Source organism: Enterococcus avium (genome assembly GCF_002891025.1).
Lineage (GTDB): Bacteria > Bacillota > Bacilli > Lactobacillales > Enterococcaceae > Enterococcus_A > Enterococcus_A avium.
Genome location: NZ_NBSL01000002.1, coordinates 1,261,626 through 1,278,125 on the forward strand (window position 1 = coordinate 1,261,626; position 16,500 = coordinate 1,278,125).

Annotated in this window: 19 protein-coding genes; 7 read left to right on the forward strand and 12 right to left on the reverse strand. The window is 38.3% G+C overall.

Going from position 1 to position 16,500, the window contains the following annotated elements; all coding sequences use genetic code 11:
- Positions 1–20 precede the first annotated feature (20 nt).
- The 6 genes from AUF14_RS06485 to racE form a co-directional block, all read right to left on the reverse strand.
- Positions 21–611: a DJ-1/PfpI family protein gene (locus AUF14_RS06485; RefSeq protein ID WP_049221704.1), complete on the reverse strand. Its 591-nt coding sequence runs from the start codon at positions 609–611 to the stop codon at positions 21–23.
- Between the two features lie 89 nt (positions 612–700).
- Complete coding sequence (gene rpsN / locus AUF14_RS06490) at positions 701–970, reverse strand: 30S ribosomal protein S14 (protein WP_016180155.1); 270 nt, start codon at positions 968–970, stop codon at positions 701–703.
- A gap of 205 nt (positions 971–1,175) precedes the next feature.
- Positions 1,176–1,664, reverse strand: a complete 489-nt coding sequence (cbpB, locus tag AUF14_RS06495; RefSeq protein ID WP_016180154.1) for a cyclic-di-AMP-binding protein CbpB — start codon at positions 1,662–1,664, stop codon at positions 1,176–1,178.
- 91 nt (positions 1,665–1,755) lie between these two features.
- Positions 1,756–2,268: a metallophosphoesterase gene (locus AUF14_RS06500; protein WP_016180153.1), complete on the reverse strand. Its 513-nt coding sequence runs from the start codon at positions 2,266–2,268 to the stop codon at positions 1,756–1,758.
- On the reverse strand, positions 2,265–3,602 hold the full coding sequence (rph, locus tag AUF14_RS06505; protein ID WP_049221706.1) for a ribonuclease PH: 1,338 nt from the start codon (positions 3,600–3,602) through the stop codon (positions 2,265–2,267). The genes AUF14_RS06500 and rph overlap by 4 nt, the downstream gene beginning before the upstream one ends.
- A gap of 1 nt (position 3,603) precedes the next feature.
- A complete protein-coding gene (racE, locus tag AUF14_RS06510; RefSeq protein ID WP_277956733.1) occupies positions 3,604–4,425 on the reverse strand; it encodes a glutamate racemase in 822 nt (273 codons plus the stop codon).
- Positions 4,426–4,565: 140 nt separating this feature from the next.
- Here racE and AUF14_RS06515 point away from each other — a divergent pair, with 140 nt between their 5' ends.
- Positions 4,566–4,796: a hypothetical protein gene (locus AUF14_RS06515; RefSeq protein ID WP_048719644.1), complete on the forward strand. Its 231-nt coding sequence runs from the start codon at positions 4,566–4,568 to the stop codon at positions 4,794–4,796.
- Positions 4,797–4,837: 41 nt separating this feature from the next.
- Here the strand turns inward: AUF14_RS06515 and AUF14_RS06520 are convergent, their stop codons facing one another.
- The 4 genes from AUF14_RS06520 to AUF14_RS06535 are packed head-to-tail and all read right to left on the reverse strand — an operon-like array spanning position 4,838 to position 7,734.
- On the reverse strand, positions 4,838–5,488 hold the full coding sequence (locus AUF14_RS06520) for an amino acid ABC transporter permease (protein WP_016180149.1): 651 nt from the start codon (positions 5,486–5,488) through the stop codon (positions 4,838–4,840).
- A gap of 20 nt (positions 5,489–5,508) precedes the next feature.
- Complete coding sequence (locus AUF14_RS06525) at positions 5,509–6,153, reverse strand: amino acid ABC transporter permease (protein WP_016180148.1); 645 nt, start codon at positions 6,151–6,153, stop codon at positions 5,509–5,511.
- Positions 6,153–6,986, reverse strand: a complete 834-nt coding sequence (locus AUF14_RS06530) for a transporter substrate-binding domain-containing protein (protein ID WP_016180147.1) — start codon at positions 6,984–6,986, stop codon at positions 6,153–6,155. The genes AUF14_RS06525 and AUF14_RS06530 overlap by 1 nt, the downstream gene beginning before the upstream one ends.
- 10 nt (positions 6,987–6,996) lie before the next feature.
- Entirely contained in the window at positions 6,997–7,734 is a 738-nt protein-coding gene (locus AUF14_RS06535; protein ID WP_049221713.1) for an amino acid ABC transporter ATP-binding protein, read from the reverse strand.
- 260 nt (positions 7,735–7,994) lie between these two features.
- Here AUF14_RS06535 and trpS point away from each other — a divergent pair, with 260 nt between their 5' ends.
- Positions 7,995–9,005: a tryptophan--tRNA ligase gene (gene trpS, locus AUF14_RS06540; RefSeq protein ID WP_034877150.1), complete on the forward strand. Its 1,011-nt coding sequence runs from the start codon at positions 7,995–7,997 to the stop codon at positions 9,003–9,005.
- Positions 9,006–9,070: 65 nt separating this feature from the next.
- Here the strand turns inward: trpS and AUF14_RS06545 are convergent, their stop codons facing one another.
- The gene (locus AUF14_RS06545) at positions 9,071–10,279 is read right to left on the reverse strand and encodes an NAD(P)/FAD-dependent oxidoreductase (protein ID WP_016180144.1); all 1,209 of its coding nucleotides are present in this window, start codon (positions 10,277–10,279) and stop codon (positions 9,071–9,073) included.
- A gap of 176 nt (positions 10,280–10,455) precedes the next feature.
- Positions 10,456–11,358, reverse strand: a complete 903-nt coding sequence (locus AUF14_RS06550; protein WP_049218162.1) for a prenyltransferase — start codon at positions 11,356–11,358, stop codon at positions 10,456–10,458.
- A 180-nt stretch (positions 11,359–11,538) separates the two neighbouring features.
- On the opposite strand from AUF14_RS06550, the gene AUF14_RS06555 reads away from it, so the two are divergent.
- The 5 genes from AUF14_RS06555 to AUF14_RS06575 all read left to right on the forward strand — a co-directional run bounded on the left by AUF14_RS06555 (position 11,539) and on the right by AUF14_RS06575 (position 16,467).
- Positions 11,539–12,513: a polyprenyl synthetase family protein gene (locus AUF14_RS06555; protein ID WP_049218163.1), complete on the forward strand. Its 975-nt coding sequence runs from the start codon at positions 11,539–11,541 to the stop codon at positions 12,511–12,513.
- A gap of 140 nt (positions 12,514–12,653) precedes the next feature.
- The gene (locus AUF14_RS06560) at positions 12,654–13,223 is read left to right on the forward strand and encodes a glycerol-3-phosphate responsive antiterminator (RefSeq protein WP_049218164.1); all 570 of its coding nucleotides are present in this window, start codon (positions 12,654–12,656) and stop codon (positions 13,221–13,223) included.
- A gap of 181 nt (positions 13,224–13,404) precedes the next feature.
- On the forward strand, positions 13,405–14,853 hold the full coding sequence (locus tag AUF14_RS06565; RefSeq protein ID WP_049218165.1) for an NAD(P)/FAD-dependent oxidoreductase: 1,449 nt from the start codon (positions 13,405–13,407) through the stop codon (positions 14,851–14,853).
- A gap of 1 nt (position 14,854) precedes the next feature.
- Complete coding sequence (locus AUF14_RS06570) at positions 14,855–16,117, forward strand: NAD(P)/FAD-dependent oxidoreductase (protein ID WP_049218166.1); 1,263 nt, start codon at positions 14,855–14,857, stop codon at positions 16,115–16,117.
- Positions 16,114–16,467 (forward strand): DUF1667 domain-containing protein, encoded by a 354-nt coding sequence (locus AUF14_RS06575; protein ID WP_049218167.1) that lies wholly within the window; start codon positions 16,114–16,116, stop codon positions 16,465–16,467. The genes AUF14_RS06570 and AUF14_RS06575 overlap by 4 nt, the downstream gene beginning before the upstream one ends.
- Positions 16,468–16,500: the final 33 nt, after the last annotated feature.

Sequence of the window (16,500 nt, forward strand, 5' to 3'; positions counted from 1 at the left end):
TCATGGAATGAACTTCTTTTTTATTGATCAAATGGATACCCATATTTTTCCCGATAACCATAATACCCTAAACGATATAAATCAACTTCTTTTTTCGCTTCAATCAGACTATCTCCGATTAATTGTAAGACAAACTCAGTAAAATCTAACGCTGCTGTTCCGTTTGCTGTAACAAGATTTCGATCACTGACGGCCTGCCTTTCTATAAAGTTCTCAGGAGACCGATAGTTTTGAAAATCCTGCCACGAAACACGACTATTTCCTGTATGCTTATACCCTTCTAAAAAACCATGAAAAGCAAGATAATCTACTGCACCACAAATCCCAGCAACTGGTAAATTATTGTTTAGCTGTTTTTCGATCATTCGATAAAGTTCTTGATTTTGAATATTCCAAGAATCACCGCCAACCAAAACAAGCAAATGATACATCCGATCAATTTCTGAAAAATTTAGATCAACTGTTGTTTGCAATCCACCGATTGAATGTACCAGAGGTAAATTTGAAGCAGTCTGTATTTGCCAATCGTCTCTTTGATTCAGCAGACTCAACAGATACGCTGCTTCCCAATCAGCATATTGATCTAACAAAACAAATAGGGCCGTTTTCACACTATCTCTCCTCTCCACTTTGTTGAATACTTTCAGTTTAACAAAATTGGAGTAGGAAATCTTCCAGAATTGACTAGCTTATGGCTTTTTTACCAACTCGCTTTTTTAACACCGGGAATTTGCCCCTTATGAGCTAATTCACGAAATTTGATTCGTGACATACCGAATTTTCGCATGTAGCCTCTTGGTCGGCCATCGATTAAATCACGGGACTTTAATCGATTAGGATTTGAATCCCGGGGTAATTTTGCTAATCCCTCGTAATCTCTAGCAGCTTTTAATTTTAGACGTTCTTCAGCGTAACGTTCAATCAAAGCTTGTTGCTTTTGCATCTTAATAATTTTAGATTTTTTTGCCATTGATTTCTCCTATTTTTTATTCAATCAAGCTTAACCGTAATGGTTACTGTTTAAACACTTGATTAAAATAGCATGCCTATTGCCGAATGTCAATTTATCTGTATCCATCATTTAAAAAGCTAAGAGATTTATTTCACACAAAAAGAACAGACTCCACTTTAAGTACTTGCTTAGAGTCTGTTCTATATAAAATTCAGTTTTTTAGTTAGTTTGATGAATTCGCGTGAAAAATTAATTGAGTTTCAGGATTTTTCCGCTGAAAAGCATGAAAGGTATAATTTACCGCCTTTAAAATTTCTCTACGTGTTACGATTCCACAGAATACCCCGTTGTGATCCAACACAGGTAAGAAAGAAGCATCTACTAATAAATGTAAAATGTCTTCTAGTTCGGCATCTGGGCGCATCACTGCAACATCTGTTTTCATGACATCCGCAACAGTTAACTCTTCCAAATTGGATGTATCAATACCATCGATCCCTAACATTTTTTTTACAATGTCATTCAAGCTCAATAAACCAACAAAATGATCCTCTTTATCTAAAACTGGAATCGTTGAATATCCAGCCTGCGACAACAGCAGTAACGCATGCTCTAATGGATGTTCCTTCATCACATTTGCAACATTTTCTGCCGGAATCATCATGGTTTCCTCATGTTCCATCATTAATTGTTCAATTGCGGGACTAATCATATGACGCCTCCGTTCTAATATCTTCACCTTATTTTACCGTAACGGCAAAAAGAAAGCGGTATTTCACCAAAAATTTAATAAAAATTAGGAACTAACGTTCAAAGGTTGCAGCTAACTCTTCAATCGGTTGATGGGCACGATTATAGTATTGAATACGATATTCATTGTTCTCGCTGTCAATGATCGCATAACTTGGGATACGCACAGGTCCACGTGGCTGTGAGATACTACCAGGATTTACGAATAAAATATTTTTATCAAGCTCCGCTACTGCTTGGTGGATATGTCCAAACAAAGCAATATTCGCTCCCGCCTCTTGAGCTTGTAAAGAAAGCATCGTAAGTCCAAAACGTACATTTGATAAATGTCCATGAGTCATGTAAATAACATCATCACCGATTGAAACAACTTGTTCCTTTTTATATCCAGGGTCATAATCACAATTTCCAGTAACGACCGTGAAATGTTCCCATAGCTCATCATTTGCTTTCAATTCTGAGTCACCGCAATGAAACATATGATCGACCCTATCAACGTAGCGATTAACGATCTCAACTAAGATGTTGCGATCACCGTGGTTATCACTAACGATTAAATACTTCATTTATTCCCCTCCAGCCATTCTTTCCAAGTTCTTTCTAATTCTTTGACTGCCATCCCACGATGACTGATTTTATTCTTTTCTTCAGAGGTCAATTCAGCAGATGTTTTATCATAGCCAGGAACAATAAATAATGGGTCATAGCCGAAACCATTATCTCCTTGTGGAATTCGCGCGATTCGGCCATCCCAATCCGCCTCCACCACTAGGCTTTCCTTTTGTGGTGCCGCAAAGACCAAGGTGCAGTGGAAGTGTGCAGTTCTTTGCTCATCAGGAACATTCGTTAATTCATGAAGTAGCTTCGCATTATTTGCTGCGTCACTTTTTCGTTCTCCAGCAAAACGAGCAGAAAAAATTCCAGGCATACCATTTAGCGCATCAACGACTAAACCAGAATCATCCGCTAAAACAGGTTGTTGTAAAAGTTGAGCAATTGTCTCTGCTTTTAAACGAGCGTTTTCTTCAAAGGTCATTCCTGTTTCTTCGACATCTGGCAAATCAGGATAATCTAATAGTGTTTTGATTTGATAGCCTTCCTTTGCGAATAAAGCCGCAAATTCTTTAGCCTTTCCTGAATTACGTGTAGCAATTACGATTGTTTTTTCTTCTATTTCTACTGCTTCGAAAAGAGCTTCCTTTTGATAAGCTATTAATTCAGCAATTCCGGCTTTTCCATGTAAAATCAAGGCGTTCAACTCATCATCATTGAAAGTAGCTTCTTCACCGGTACCCTGAATCTCCACGAAACGGCCAGATTCAGTCATTACGAGATTCATATCAACTGTAGCCGAAGAGTCTTCTAGATAGTCTAAATCAGTTACGACAGTTCCATCTGGTAGCATGCCGACGCTAATTGCCGCTAAATGTTCTTTAATTGGATCTTCTGCTAATTCGCCACTGGCTAACAATTTGTTAACAGCTAAACGCAAGGCGACGAATCCACCAGTAATGCTGGCCGTTCTCGTACCACCATCAGCTTGGATGACATCACAGTCCACAATGATACTGCGTTCACCCAATTTTTCTAAATCAATCACGGCACGCAAAGAACGTCCGATCAAACGTTGAATCTCCATCGTGCGTCCTGATAGTTTTCCTTTCGCGCTTTCGCGACGATTACGTGTATTTGTGGCTCTGGGAAGCATACTGTACTCAGCTGTCACCCAACCGGATTCACTGCCACGTAAAAACGGCGGAACTGAATCTTCTAGTGTTGCTGAACAAATTACTTTGGTATCGCCAAAAGAAATGACGACTGATCCTTCAGGATGTTTAAAAACATTCGTTTCAATCTTAATCGGCCGTAATTGCTGGACCGCTCTTCCATCATGTCGCAAGTTATTCTCCTCCTAAATCAATGTGTGTCACATTCAAATTCGTAATATCTAACCATTCACCAGCGATATCTTTAAACATCTTAGGTGAGCCGGTTGTGTAAAAAGATCTTGATTTTGTTTCAGCTTGTTCATAATTATTTAAATTAAAATAATCCAATAATGTACTAACATCATTAACGGTTTCCGCCCCAGAATCAATTAATGTCACCTGTTGACCAATCACATTCTGAATAATTGGGCGTAATAATGGGTAATGGGTACATCCTAAGATTAATGTATCTAATTTTTCTTTTTTTAAAGGCACCAATGTTTGCGAGACAATTTTTTTCGCTACTGAGCTATTAAACTGATTACTTTCCACGATAGGAACAAATTTTGGACAAGCAAGACTAGATACATGAGTATCTGGTGCCTTTTCTTGCAGCTCCTGCTTATATGAACCACTTTTGACCGTTCCTAATGTTCCGATAATTCCAATACGTCCTGTGTTACTGGCTTTTAATGCTGCGCGCGAACCAGGTTGTATCACACCAATCACAGGAATATCAACAGCCTTTTTGATTTCATCTAACGCTACCGCCGTTGCAGTGTTGCAGGCGATCACAAGCATCTTTATATTTTTCTTCAATAAAAAACGAGTCATCTGCCAGGTAAACTCAATGACTTGCTCGGCTGGTCGAGGACCATACGGACAACGAGCCGTATCTCCAAGATATAAGATTTCTTCATTAGGTAGCTGACGCATGGCTTCCTTGACTACAGTCAAACCGCCTACGCCAGAATCAATAAATCCAATTGGTCTTTCATTTGACAAAACGCTCATCCTATCTTGTTACAAGTTTCATCTTATTTTCCACTTTTTAACGAAATATTTCAAGCCCTAGAACCCCGTCTTATAAAAAGCGTTTTCTTTTGAATGAATAACAATTAATGCTACACTAATTCTGAGAGAGGTGGATGAAAATGGATAAAAAAGAACTAACTGAAAACATGGGAAAAGTTTCTGCTGGTGATCGTAATCAAGATCCTGCAATCAAAGCAACCGAAGAGGAAACAGAAAAAAAGAAGGAAAACCGTAAAGACGAACATGAGCCTAGTGTTTTAGAAAAACTGGGAAAAACGGAAGCCGGCGCTATCTATGAAGATCCAGCTATGAAAGAAACTGAACGTAAAACAGAAAAAGAAAAGGAATAGAAAAAGTGAGGCTCTCATTCTTTGAGAAGAGCCTCACTTTTTTAATAGTTATATTTACTTGTTTCTAACAGATTTGAAACCACTGATAATAAATAGCAAACAACAAAATACATAGCTGTCATAGCAATGAACATCGGTATGACGTAATTGGTATTCTGTCCATAAATGATTTTCGCATTATGAGTCAGCTCTGGCAGTGAAATAATCACAGCCAACGATGTGTCTTTAATTAGAGAAATCAACTGACTCAAAATAGCCGGCAACATGGATTTGAAGGCTTGCGGCATAACTATCATGGTCAAGGTTTGGACATAAGTTAAACCAGATGACATTCCCGCTTCTGTTTGTCCAGACGGAACAGCATTTAATCCGGCACGGAAAATTTCAGATAACATCGCTGATTCAAAAATGGTCAGTGCAGCAACCGCTGCCCAGAAAATATTCAGTTTGATTCCAATTTGTGGTAAGGCAAAATACGTGAAAAAGATGATTAGTAATAATGGTAAATTACGAATAATATCAACGATTATACCTACAACCTTTGAAAGTATCGGAATGTTACTGTAACGAACAGTTCCAGCGATTCCCCCAAGTATCATACTAAAAATAATCGAAACAACTGAAACTTGAATCGTCACCCACAGCCCATCCAAAAGGAATCGTAAATTAATCCATGAAAAAGCATCACTCATTATTTTTTACCCCTTCCTTTTTAGGCATTTGACCAATGCTTATCTAAATAGTTCATCAGATAAGACAATGGCAGTGTTAAAACTAAATAAAACAGACCAACGATAATGTACGTATCAAACGTATTAAAAGTCGTACTGGCAATCAAATCGCCTTGATACATTAAATCTAACCCAGCAACCATTGCCAAAATTGAAGAATTTTTGATTAAATTGATAAATTGATTTCCTAATGGCGGTACCACGATTTTAAACGCTTGGGGCAAAACAATGTAACGCATGGTTTCAGAATAAGAGAACCCTGAAGAAAGGCCAGCCTCCATTTGCCCCTTTGGAACTGTTTGAATTCCAGAACGAACTGTCTCTGCTATAAATGCCGAAGTATAAATCGTTAAACCGATTGTTCCAGCTTGAAAACCATCAAAGCTGTAGAAATACATCGGTGCTACAACGTAAAAGAACATCACGATGATCAGCAAAGGAATATTTCGGAAAAACGCGACATAAGCCTTTGCTAGACTCCGAATAATCCGATTATGAGACAATTGCAGGATTGCCATTATCGTTCCAATAATTAGACTAAAAACTAGCGCCAATAAACTTGCATAGATTGTATACTTAAATCCACTGACGAAATCAGCTGAAAATGTTTGAAATAATTGTGTCATTAGAACTGCGCCCCCTTTTTCGCACGACCATCTGCATCTTTAGGGAACCATTTTTCGAAAATTTTATTGTACGTACCATTATCATGCATTTTATGAAGTGCTTGATTAACTTCTTTTAAGAACTCATCTTGCCCTTTATTGATAGCAATCCCATATGGTTCATTCGTGAATGTGCCACCAGTCAATTCATAATGATCATTTTCTGATGCCATCCCTAGTAAGATTGCATTATCTGTTGTCATCGCCTGACCTTGCCCAGATTGCAAAGCGGTAAATGCTTCCGCATAGTTTTCTAATTCAAGAATTTTGGCCTCTGGTGCATGTTTGCGAATGTTTATGGTTGAAGTCGATCCTTTTACTGCCAATACCGTATCTTTAGCTGTTAGATCTTTGATGTTTTTAATGTGACTTCCTTTTTTTACCAACAAAGATTGCCCTGCATCAAAATAGATGTCTGAAAAATCAACTTCTTTTTTACGATCTTCCGTAATTGTCATGGTAGCGATAATTGCATCGATGTTCCCATTTTTAAGTAATGGAATCCGCGTCTTCGAAGTCACTTCAACAAATTCAGCCTTGCCGTCCTTGCCAAGAATTTCTTTCGTGATCGCTTTAGCTATATCTATGTCAAAGCCTTCAACTTTTCGCGTTTTTATGTCCATCATGCCGAACAAACGTGTGTCGTACTTCACGCCCCACGTGATCGTTGGTTCATCTTTGATTCGCGTCGCGATATTTTCATTTGCGACGCTTTCTCCTTTACATCCTGACAACACTATTACAAGCAGCAATGGAAGAAATAGTAAGGAGAACATTCTTTTTAACTTCGACATAAACTGCCTCCTAATGATTAATTACTTTGCTAACAAATTGTTGTGCTCGGACCTCTTGTGGTTTTTCAAAGAACCCTTTGACATGCCGTGTATCTTCTAAGACTTCGCCGTCTGCCATGAAAATGATCCGATCCGCTACTTCTTTAGCAAATCCCATTTCATGAGTTACGACGATCATTGACATGCCATCGCGAGCAATTTTCTTCATAACATTCAGCACGTCACCAATCATCTCTGGATCGAGTGCCGATGTTGGCTCATCAAAAAGCAGCAAGTCGGGATTCATCGCTAAACCACGGGCGATGGCGATCCGTTGTTGCTGTCCTCCAGATAACATGGAAGGATATGAATCCTTCTTATCTAACATATCCACTCTATCTAACAGTTTCTCAGCAGCCTTTGTTGCTTCCTCTGGCGACTGCTTTAAGACTTTGATTGGCGCTAACGTAATATTTTCTAACGCGGTTTTATTAGGATAGAGATTAAAATGTTGAAAAACCATTCCAATGTTTTTCCGAATATCTTTTAATTTTACTTCTTTACTATGGAGATTCTTATTATTTACGAGCAACTCTCCAGAAGAAATATCTTCTAGTCCATTAATGCATCGAAGCATTGTGCTCTTTCCTGATCCAGATGGTCCGATCACCACGACGACTTCGCCCTTTTCAAAGGACAAGTTAATCTTTTTTAAGGCATGAAACTTCCCATAGTATTTTTCCACATGCTTAAATTCAACCATTGGCATGTCTTACCACCTCATTTTCCTTATCGTTCTCTAATTTTTCCAATGTGAGCTTAATTATAAGCTAAGTTTTTTTACTTTGTAAAGAAAAAAACTCAATGTTCGAAAAAAATATTTCAATTTTTTCCACTTTCATGTAACGTTTGTTAACATCAATAAGGTTTCGTTTAGGATAAAAAATAGTGATATGAGTTGTCATGTTTGAAAAAAAAAGGTAGTATTTGAAGAGACTATTGAAAGAATTTTTACGAAAAGGTGAGTTAATGAAAAATACCATTTTGACTGGAGATCGTCCAACTGGACAATTACATTTAGGCCACTATGTTGGCTCGTTGAAAAATCGTGTACGAATGCAAGAAGACCCTGAAAACGAGCTATTTATTATGATAGCTGATATGCAAGCTTTGACTGATAATGCGAAGAATCCTGAAAAAGTTTCCTCTAATGTTTTACAGGTTGCGCTTGATTACATGGCAGTAGGTTTGGATCCTAAACGCTCCACTCTCTTTATTCAATCGCAAATTCCTGAATTAGCAGAACTGACGATGTACTATTTGAACTTAGTGAGCGTCGGACGTGTTCGGCGTAACCCAACAGTTAAATCAGAAATCGAGCAAAAGAAATTTGGAGAAAGCGTTCCTACAGGTTTCTTCATTTATCCTGTATCTCAAGCTTCAGATATTACAGCGTTTAAAGCAAATCTTGTTCCAGTAGGCGAAGATCAAAAACCTATGTTGGAGCAAACACAAGAAATTGTTCAAAGTTTCAATCATACTTACGGCGATGTACTTGTCGAACCAAAAGGCGTTTTTCCAGAAAAAGGTCAAGGGCGTTTACCAGGTATTGACGGAAATGGCAAAATGAGTAAATCGTTAGGCAACGGTATTTACTTAGCCGATTCTGCTGATGTTCTAGCAAAAAAAGTTATGAGTATGTATACCGATCCAAATCACATTCATGTGGAAGATCCAGGCCAAGTTGAAGGCAATATGGTTTTCACCTACTTAGATGTTTTCGGTAAGGACAAAGAAAAAATTGCTGAGCTTAAAGAAAACTACCGTCGCGGTGGACTTGGCGACGTTAAAATCAAACGTTATTTAATAGATGTCTTAGAAGCTGAATTCGGACCGATTCGCGCACGTCGGGAGGAGTTTGCTAAAGATCCAGATGCGATCATGCAAATGTTGAAAGAAGGTAGCGAAAAGGCACAAGCTGTTGCTGCTGAAACTTTGGCTGAAGTGAAGCGAGCGATGGGCATCAATTATTTTGGCTAATATGAAAAGCACTCGGATTAAAATTTCGAGTGCTTTTTTATACGATTCATTTCTTGTTTTTCGGTTTAATGATAGAAATCAAAACGACCTTTCGCCATTACTTCTTTAACACCGCCCGTTTCAAATAGCGAGCGATCCATAATCGCTTTTTTGATAAATGATGCAGGATAAGCTGTTACTTCTGTGCTACCCACGACCCCAAAGGCATGTGTGTTCCCAATCGACGCGACAGACCCTAATGATTTGAATGAAAATGGCTTACTTGGCTCACCTTTTAGTTGATTCAAAATATCCTTGCCAGCGTATGAACCCATTTTCAACGCAATTTGTGCAGTCGTTGGATAAGGTCGGTTACTTGCTGGATCCATCACTGCTGAGACATCTCCCAGTAAATAAACGTCATCGTGATTTGGATCAGTTAAATTTGGTTTGACCATCACACGGCCGCGGCGTTCCTCGAAGCCTGAATCTCCTACTACATGACTTCCGCTAACTCCAGTCGTCCAAATAATCGTTTTGGCTTTAAGTGCAACAAGATCATTTTCATCGTCTCTTGAATTTTGATAAATAACTGCGCCTGGTTCAACCTTTCTGATAGGTTTACCAGTCAATAATTTAACATCCCATTTATCTAGATATTTTAAACAGTACTGCCCTAACTTATCACTAAACATTGGCAAAATCTTATCAACGGCTTCTACGCAATAAATTTGGATGTCACTAGGTTTGACACCAGCTATATCTGCGAAATTTTTACTACCTTCAACTAATGCTCCAACCAGCTCAATTCCTGTAAAGCCCGCGCCGCAAACAACGATTCGTAAATATTCCTCATTTTGAGTTTCTTTATAATTCTTCATTTGTTCTAGAATATGTTTATGAACTTGATCAGCAGTTTTCACATCTACCATTTCAAGGGAGTTTTCCTTTACACCAGGGATGCCAAACGATTCAGATTGAAATCCTAGAGCTACAATCAAGTAGTCGTAATTCAGCGTTTGATTTTCTAAGTAAACTTTTTTTTGATCCGCATCAATTTTTTCTACTGTATCTTGAATGAAAGTTGTTTTATTGGGATTGACCACATCTTTTATACTATAGCAAATTTTTTCATCCGGTTGCGTACCAGCTGCAACTTCATGAAGACTTGTTGATTCATAATGATAATCATTCCGATCAACTAAAGAAATATGGATATCTGCTCCAGATTTTTGTAATACATGCAAAGCCCGCAATCCTGCGTAACCCGCGCCTAATATAGCGATTTCTTTCATTTTTTGTTTCCTCCTTATTCGTCTTTAATAAATTATTTCTCAGAAAAAAATTAGTCCGATTCGAATCCTGTATATCAATCTATACTTCGCATCGTCTATTCTTGAGCTAGTTCGTGTGTCAGTTCAAATTTTTCTGACGTAAATATTCGAACTGACAAAATTAAATTGATCTCTTTTTAAAATAGAAACGTCAATGCAAAGCTAATCATTTGTGTAGCAGCCCCAACTGCTAAGATTCTAACTGCGCAAATGAACGTTTCACGCTTAACTTGCTTTGTAAGAAATATTTGAACCTGTTTGTTAATAAACGGTGCGGCTATAAAGGTACCCAGCATAGACCATGGTGCTACTCCAATTAACACCGAAATAAGAATAGCTAGAAAAGCGATGACATTCATCCCTACAAATAAATGAAGTGCCTGTTGCTTTCCTAAGTAATGAACCAAAGTAAAGCGATTGTTCTTTTCGTCTTCTTCTAAATCACAGATATTGTTTGCCAACATTAAATTTGCAATCCACAATGTATTTGGTAACGAAATCAGAAAAACTCCACCTAAATTAGTAAAGTTCCACTGAAATACTTCGTACGTATTCAGATAGACACACAAAAGTGTAATCATAAACCCCATTGTTAAACCAGAAAAAACTTCACCCAATGGCAGACTGGATAATGGTCTTGGACCAGACGAGTAAAAAATTCCAACCCCATAGCAAAATAACCCCATCAATAAAAAAGGCCATCCGACTAAGAAAGACAAACCGATTCCAATCAGTGCCGAAACAATGATCATTCCAATCATCATTCGGAAAACAATTGTTAAATCTAAGTTCTCTCTTCCAATGATATTGGTTTTTTCTCGATAGTCGTGAATTTCCGTCGCATGGTGATAGTCATTGTAATTATCCAGAATATCGACAGCCATATTAAAAATGAACATCGCGATAAAATACAACAGGACTAAACCTAAATGAAGTTTGTGAAAATTATACAGGCTAAAACAAATCCCAATAAAAAAAGGCAGGACACTCGCGGTTTTCGCTTTAAATTCCACGAGTTCCAAGAAAACGGTTAAATTCATTTCACCCAACTTTCTTAAATTTCTTTTCGTATTTATTATGCTATTTTTATACTTTTTCTTCAAAAGATTTGCTTGTCAATCATACGTGTCCTTTCAATAAACATTCATTAAGCATTCTAGTAGTCATTAATAGCGCTATGCGCTAAAATATAAATGAAAACGTTGTAAGAAGGAGTTCCCATGCTAGATTATTGGAATGAATATCCCAAAATACAGGAAAATCTAATTCAAGTTAAAAAATTGATCTCACAAAGACTTGTTATTAATAATAAATCGATTGAAGAGGCCATCACAAAATTTTCTTCTACAGGAGGAAAAATGATTCGTCCGGCACTCTTCTTTCTTTTCGCTGATTTTGGAGAAAAAAAAGACTACGAACAATTAATAAAAGTCGCAGCTTCGCTTGAATTGCTGCATTCTGCTACGCTTGTCCATGATGATATTATTGATGACTCTCCTACACGTCGAGGAATGCCCTCGATCCAAACACGCTTTGGAAAAGACGTCGCTGTTTACACTGGAGATTTTATGTATACTAGTTACTTTGAATTACTCGCCGAATGTATGAGTCATACTCCTTTTCTATTGAAAAACGCTCAAGCAATGAAAAAAGTTCTGCAGGGAGAATTGACACAGATGACTTGTACATTTAATCCCGATCAAACTGTCAACGATTATTTACGGAACATCAATGGGAAAACGGCTGAACTTATTCGTCTTAGTTGTCATGAGGGCGCCTATTTTGGTGGCGCTGATAAAATCTTACAGGCTCGAGCAAAACGGATAGGATCGGCTATTGGTTTAGCCTTTCAAGTTTATGACGACATTTTGAATTTTTCCTTAGCATTAGGAAATAACCAAAAGCCTATTTTAACTGATGTACAACAAGGTATTTTTACTTTACCTTTATTGATTGCTCGAGATAGTCAGCCTACTGTTATTCGACCTTTCCTAGAAAAGCCTGCAACATTATCACGTAATGATTTGATACAACTGGCTTATTATGTAGAAAGTTTCGGTGGAATAGCTGGCTCACTTGATTTTGCTCAGAAACTAACGAAAAAGGCGTTAGCGGAAATACATGAATTACCCGATACCAAAAGCAAAGAGGTTCTAAGACATGTTTCTATGCAATTATTAGAAAGAACCTATTAAAAATTTGCTGTCTTTTCTGAATAAACGGTTCAAAGCTCTTAATTCGAGAGCTTTTTCTTATAGGTCGTATAAAGAGAGCTATCTCTTCCTTTTTTCTCATGGTAAAATGAAAACGGAGAAAGCATAAGGAGCTACGATATATGAACACTCATGAACTTTATAAAAAATTGGAACTCTCACCAGTAATAGCAGCCGCAAAAAACGAACATGAGCTTGAAGCCGCTGTGAATTCTGAAGCTGAGGTTATTTTTATTTTGCAATCACACCTAATGGAGTTAGCAGAACTATCCCAAAAAATCAAAGCAAGTGGAAAAGCGGCAATTCTTCATGCTGATTTGGTCAAGGGATTGTCTTCAGATGAAAAAGCCATTGATTATATAAAAAAGGCTACTTCATTTGATGGAATTATTTCAACGAAACCAGCAATCATTCGCCATGCTAAAAAGCATCAATTATTAGCTATCCAGCGTTTCTTTCTACTAGACTCTTCTGCTTTAGAGAATGTGGAACGTCAATTGAAATATACTGAGGCAGATTTAGTAGAAGTTCTTCCCAGCGTTTCGCCAAAAATCATTAAACAGCTCGTTCATCATTCGAAAAAACCATTGATTGTTGGCGGCTTGATTCGGGACAAAGAAGACATTATGGGTGCTCTAGGTGCAGGAAGCCTCGCTGTATCAACAACTGCAAGTGCAATTTGGTCAATTTAACGATTGTTGATTTTTTCTAAAGGTGTTATAATACAGATAAGTTAATAACTGCTAGAGATAAAAAGAGTATAGCGGCAAACGTCAACAAACATTGGCGTTTGTTCCCTATACTCTTTTTTCATGCGCGTTGGAGGAGATATAACGGGAGCTGTTGACTCTATTATTGGGAGGGAAATCTATTATGTACGACGTAATTGTAATTGGATGTGGTATTGTGGGTGCTGCCACTGCCTATGAATTGAGTAAGTATCAACTAAAAACTTTAATTTTAGAGGCTGAAAATGATGTTAGCCTAGGTGCCACTAGGGCTAATAGTGCAATCATGCATGCTGGCTTCGACCCAGAACCAGGTTCACTGATGGCAAGATTAAATGTTGAAGGTGCTGAACGGGCAAAAGAACTCTGTAAAAAACTTTCTGTGCATTATGACCAAATTGGTTCTCTTGTAGTCGCCTTTTCGGAGGAGGAACTCGCACTTATCAAAACACTCTATGATCGTGGCGTAAAAAATGGCGTGAAAGATCTTGAGCTTTTAAATCAAGAAGAGCTTTTAAAAAAAGAACCGAACCTTTCGCACGAGAGCCTAGGCGCTCTTTATGCTCCCACTGCGGCAATCGTAAATCCGTGGGAATTTTGCCTTGCTTTAGCCGAAACTGCTGTTAAAAATGATGTAGAGATTGCTTTGAATAATCGCGTAACAGACATCAAGAAACTTGATGATGGCTATGAAATTACTACCACCAAATCGACTTATCAAACAAAATATGTTTTTAACGCTGCTGGTGTTCACTCGGATGACATTCATAACTTGATTGCTGAACCGAATTTCGAAATTACACCAAAACGTGGTGAATATTACCTGTTGGATAAATCAGAAGGTAAGGTGGTTAATCATGTAATTTTCCAATGTCCATCTAGCGTCGGAAAAGGTGTATTGATTAGCCCAACGGTTCATGGAAATTTAGTCGTCGGCCCTAACTCAGAAGCCGTCTCACACAATGATTTGGATACTGGAAGAGATACTGGAAATACGTCGGCAGGTTTAAGGTCTGTTGCAGAATTAGCTAGAAAATCGGTACCCGATCTTAACTTACGGCAATCGATTCGAAACTTTTCGGGAGTTCGAGCGAATAATTCTACTGGAGATTTTGTTTTACAGGAAGCTGACTTTGGCTTTATCGATTTGGCTGGAGTCAAATCCCCTGGTCTCACCTCTGCGCCAGCAATTGCACTGTACGGAATTGAAATGTTGGAAAAATCTGTTAATGAAAAATTTACTCTGAAGAATACCTTTATTGATTCTCGTGAAAAAATAGTTTTTCAAGAATTGGATTCTGCTGAAAAAAACACTGTTATCTCAAAAAATAATGATTACGGTAGAATTGTTTGTCGTTGTGAAACCGTTACAGAAGGTGAAATCAGAGCGGCAGCACAGTCGCCTATCTCTCCTGTCTCTGTAGACGGAATCAAGCGGAGATGCAATGCTGGAATGGGACGATGCCAAGGAGGTTTTTGTGGTCCTAGAGTCGTCGAGATTTTAGCTGACGAACTGAACAAATCACCTTTGGATATCCTGCAAGACCGTGAAGGCAGCTATATCTTAGTCGAAGCAACGAAAGGAGGACACTGATATGCATGACTTGATCGTAATTGGAGGTGGCCCTGCAGGATTAGCAGCGGCAGTCGCGGCTTACGAAAATGGTGTCAAAGATATTTTGATTATTGAACGAGATCAACGACTAGGCGGTATTTTGAATCAATGTATCCATAATGGTTTTGGTCTCCACTATTTTAAAGAGGAACTTACTGGTCCTGAATATGCAGCGCGCTTCATTGAAAAAATTCAAGAAACTGATATAAAGGTTTTATTAGATACGATGGTTTTAGAAGTAACAGAAGAAAAGGAAGTTCACATTGTTAATAAGGAAAATGGCTATCAAATCTTAAACACTAAAGCTTTGATCTTTGCAATGGGCTGCCGGGAACGAACACGTGGTGCTATTGGTATTGCCGGGAGCCGACCTGCTGGTGTTTATACTGCCGGATCCGCCCAACGATATGTCAATATGGAAGGATACCTTGTTGGAAAAAAGGTTATTATCTTAGGTTCAGGTGATATTGGCTTAATTATGGCACGGCGAATGACGTTAGAAGGGGCTGAAGTTTTAGCTTGTGTTGAAGTCATGCCCTATTCCGGCGGGTTAACTAGAAATATCGTTCAATGTTTGGATGATTATGATATCCCTTTATATCTTTCTCATACTATCACGGAAATTCGTGGGAAGAATCGCGTCGAACAAGTTGTTGTTTCAGAAGTAGATGAAAAACGACAGCCGATTTCTGGAACAGAACAAACCTTTGATTGTGACACGATTTTATTATCGGTTGGGTTAATTCCTGAAAACGAACTAAGTCGTGATGCCAATCTAAACTTAGATAACAAAACCAACGGGCCTTTCGTTTACGAAAATATGGAAACTTCTGTCCCCGGTATTTTCGCCTGTGGCAATGTCGTACACGTCCATGATTTGGTTGACTTTGTTACCGCAGAAAGTATCAGAGCTGGCTCAGCCGCCGCTGATTATATTTTAGACCAAGAAAAGAATCTAACAAAATGCTTATCCGTCAAAAATGGCGATCATGTCACTTACGTTGTTCCCCAACAAATTCGAGATGAAAATGTGGATCGTAAAGTCGAAGTCTTTTTCCGAGTCAACAAAGTATTTGATGACAGTCAGATTTTGATCAAATCACAGGGAGAAATCTTGGCGAAGCAAAAGAAAAGCTATATTGTTCCTGGTGAGATGGAAAAAATAAAATTATCTAAAAAAGTTTTAGATAAAGTCCAAAACGGTGATTTGGAAATTTGTGTGGAGGAGGTGTCAAAAGGATGAAAAACTTTATCTGCATCATGTGTCCAAAAGGCTGTCACCTAACTGTTGATGAAGCGAATGATTATCAGGTTAGCGGACACAGCTGTAACAAAGGCGTAAAATACGGCAAAGCCGAAGCGACGAATCCTATTCGTGTCGTGACCTCTACTGTTCTCGTAAAAGGCGGCGATGCGCACCTTTGTTCCGTTAAAACAGCGGACGGTATCCCCAAAAAGTTAGTCCTGGAGGCTATGAAAGAAATCAATAGTGTTCAACTACAGGCGCCAGTCAAAATTGGCGATATCGCTATAAAAAATTTATTAGGTACAGGCGTTGATGTCATTACCACAAGCGAAATGAAATCAGCTTAAATTCTTCCTATCGAATAGCTAAAACACCCTTCA

Coding starts and splice junctions, on each gene's coding strand:
- rpsN (WP_016180155.1), bottom strand. CDS start 970: ATGGCAAAAAAATCTAAAATTATTAAGATGCAAAAGCAACAAGCTTTG.
- AUF14_RS06530 (WP_016180147.1), bottom strand. CDS start 6,986: ATGTCGAAGTTAAAAAGAATGTTCTCCTTACTATTTCTTCCATTGCTG.
- trpS (WP_034877150.1), top strand. CDS start 7,995: ATGAAAAATACCATTTTGACTGGAGATCGTCCAACTGGACAATTACAT.
- AUF14_RS06500 (WP_016180153.1), bottom strand. CDS start 2,268: ATGAAGTATTTAATCGTTAGTGATAACCACGGTGATCGCAACATCTTA.
- AUF14_RS06535 (WP_049221713.1), bottom strand. CDS start 7,734: ATGCCAATGGTTGAATTTAAGCATGTGGAAAAATACTATGGGAAGTTT.
- AUF14_RS06545 (WP_016180144.1), bottom strand. CDS start 10,279: ATGAAAGAAATCGCTATATTAGGCGCGGGTTACGCAGGATTGCGGGCT.
- AUF14_RS06550 (WP_049218162.1), bottom strand. CDS start 11,358: ATGAATTTAACCGTTTTCTTGGAACTCGTGGAATTTAAAGCGAAAACC.
- AUF14_RS06520 (WP_016180149.1), bottom strand. CDS start 5,488: ATGAGTGATGCTTTTTCATGGATTAATTTACGATTCCTTTTGGATGGG.
- cbpB (WP_016180154.1), bottom strand. CDS start 1,664: ATGATTAGTCCCGCAATTGAACAATTAATGATGGAACATGAGGAAACC.
- AUF14_RS06555 (WP_049218163.1), top strand. CDS start 11,539: ATGCTAGATTATTGGAATGAATATCCCAAAATACAGGAAAATCTAATT.
- racE (WP_277956733.1), bottom strand. CDS start 4,425: ATGAGCGTTTTGTCAAATGAAAGACCAATTGGATTTATTGATTCTGGC.
- AUF14_RS06515 (WP_048719644.1), top strand. CDS start 4,566: ATGGATAAAAAAGAACTAACTGAAAACATGGGAAAAGTTTCTGCTGGT.
- AUF14_RS06525 (WP_016180148.1), bottom strand. CDS start 6,153: ATGACACAATTATTTCAAACATTTTCAGCTGATTTCGTCAGTGGATTT.
- AUF14_RS06560 (WP_049218164.1), top strand. CDS start 12,654: ATGAACACTCATGAACTTTATAAAAAATTGGAACTCTCACCAGTAATA.
- AUF14_RS06570 (WP_049218166.1), top strand. CDS start 14,855: ATGCATGACTTGATCGTAATTGGAGGTGGCCCTGCAGGATTAGCAGCG.
- AUF14_RS06565 (WP_049218165.1), top strand. CDS start 13,405: ATGTACGACGTAATTGTAATTGGATGTGGTATTGTGGGTGCTGCCACT.
- AUF14_RS06575 (WP_049218167.1), top strand. CDS start 16,114: ATGAAAAACTTTATCTGCATCATGTGTCCAAAAGGCTGTCACCTAACT.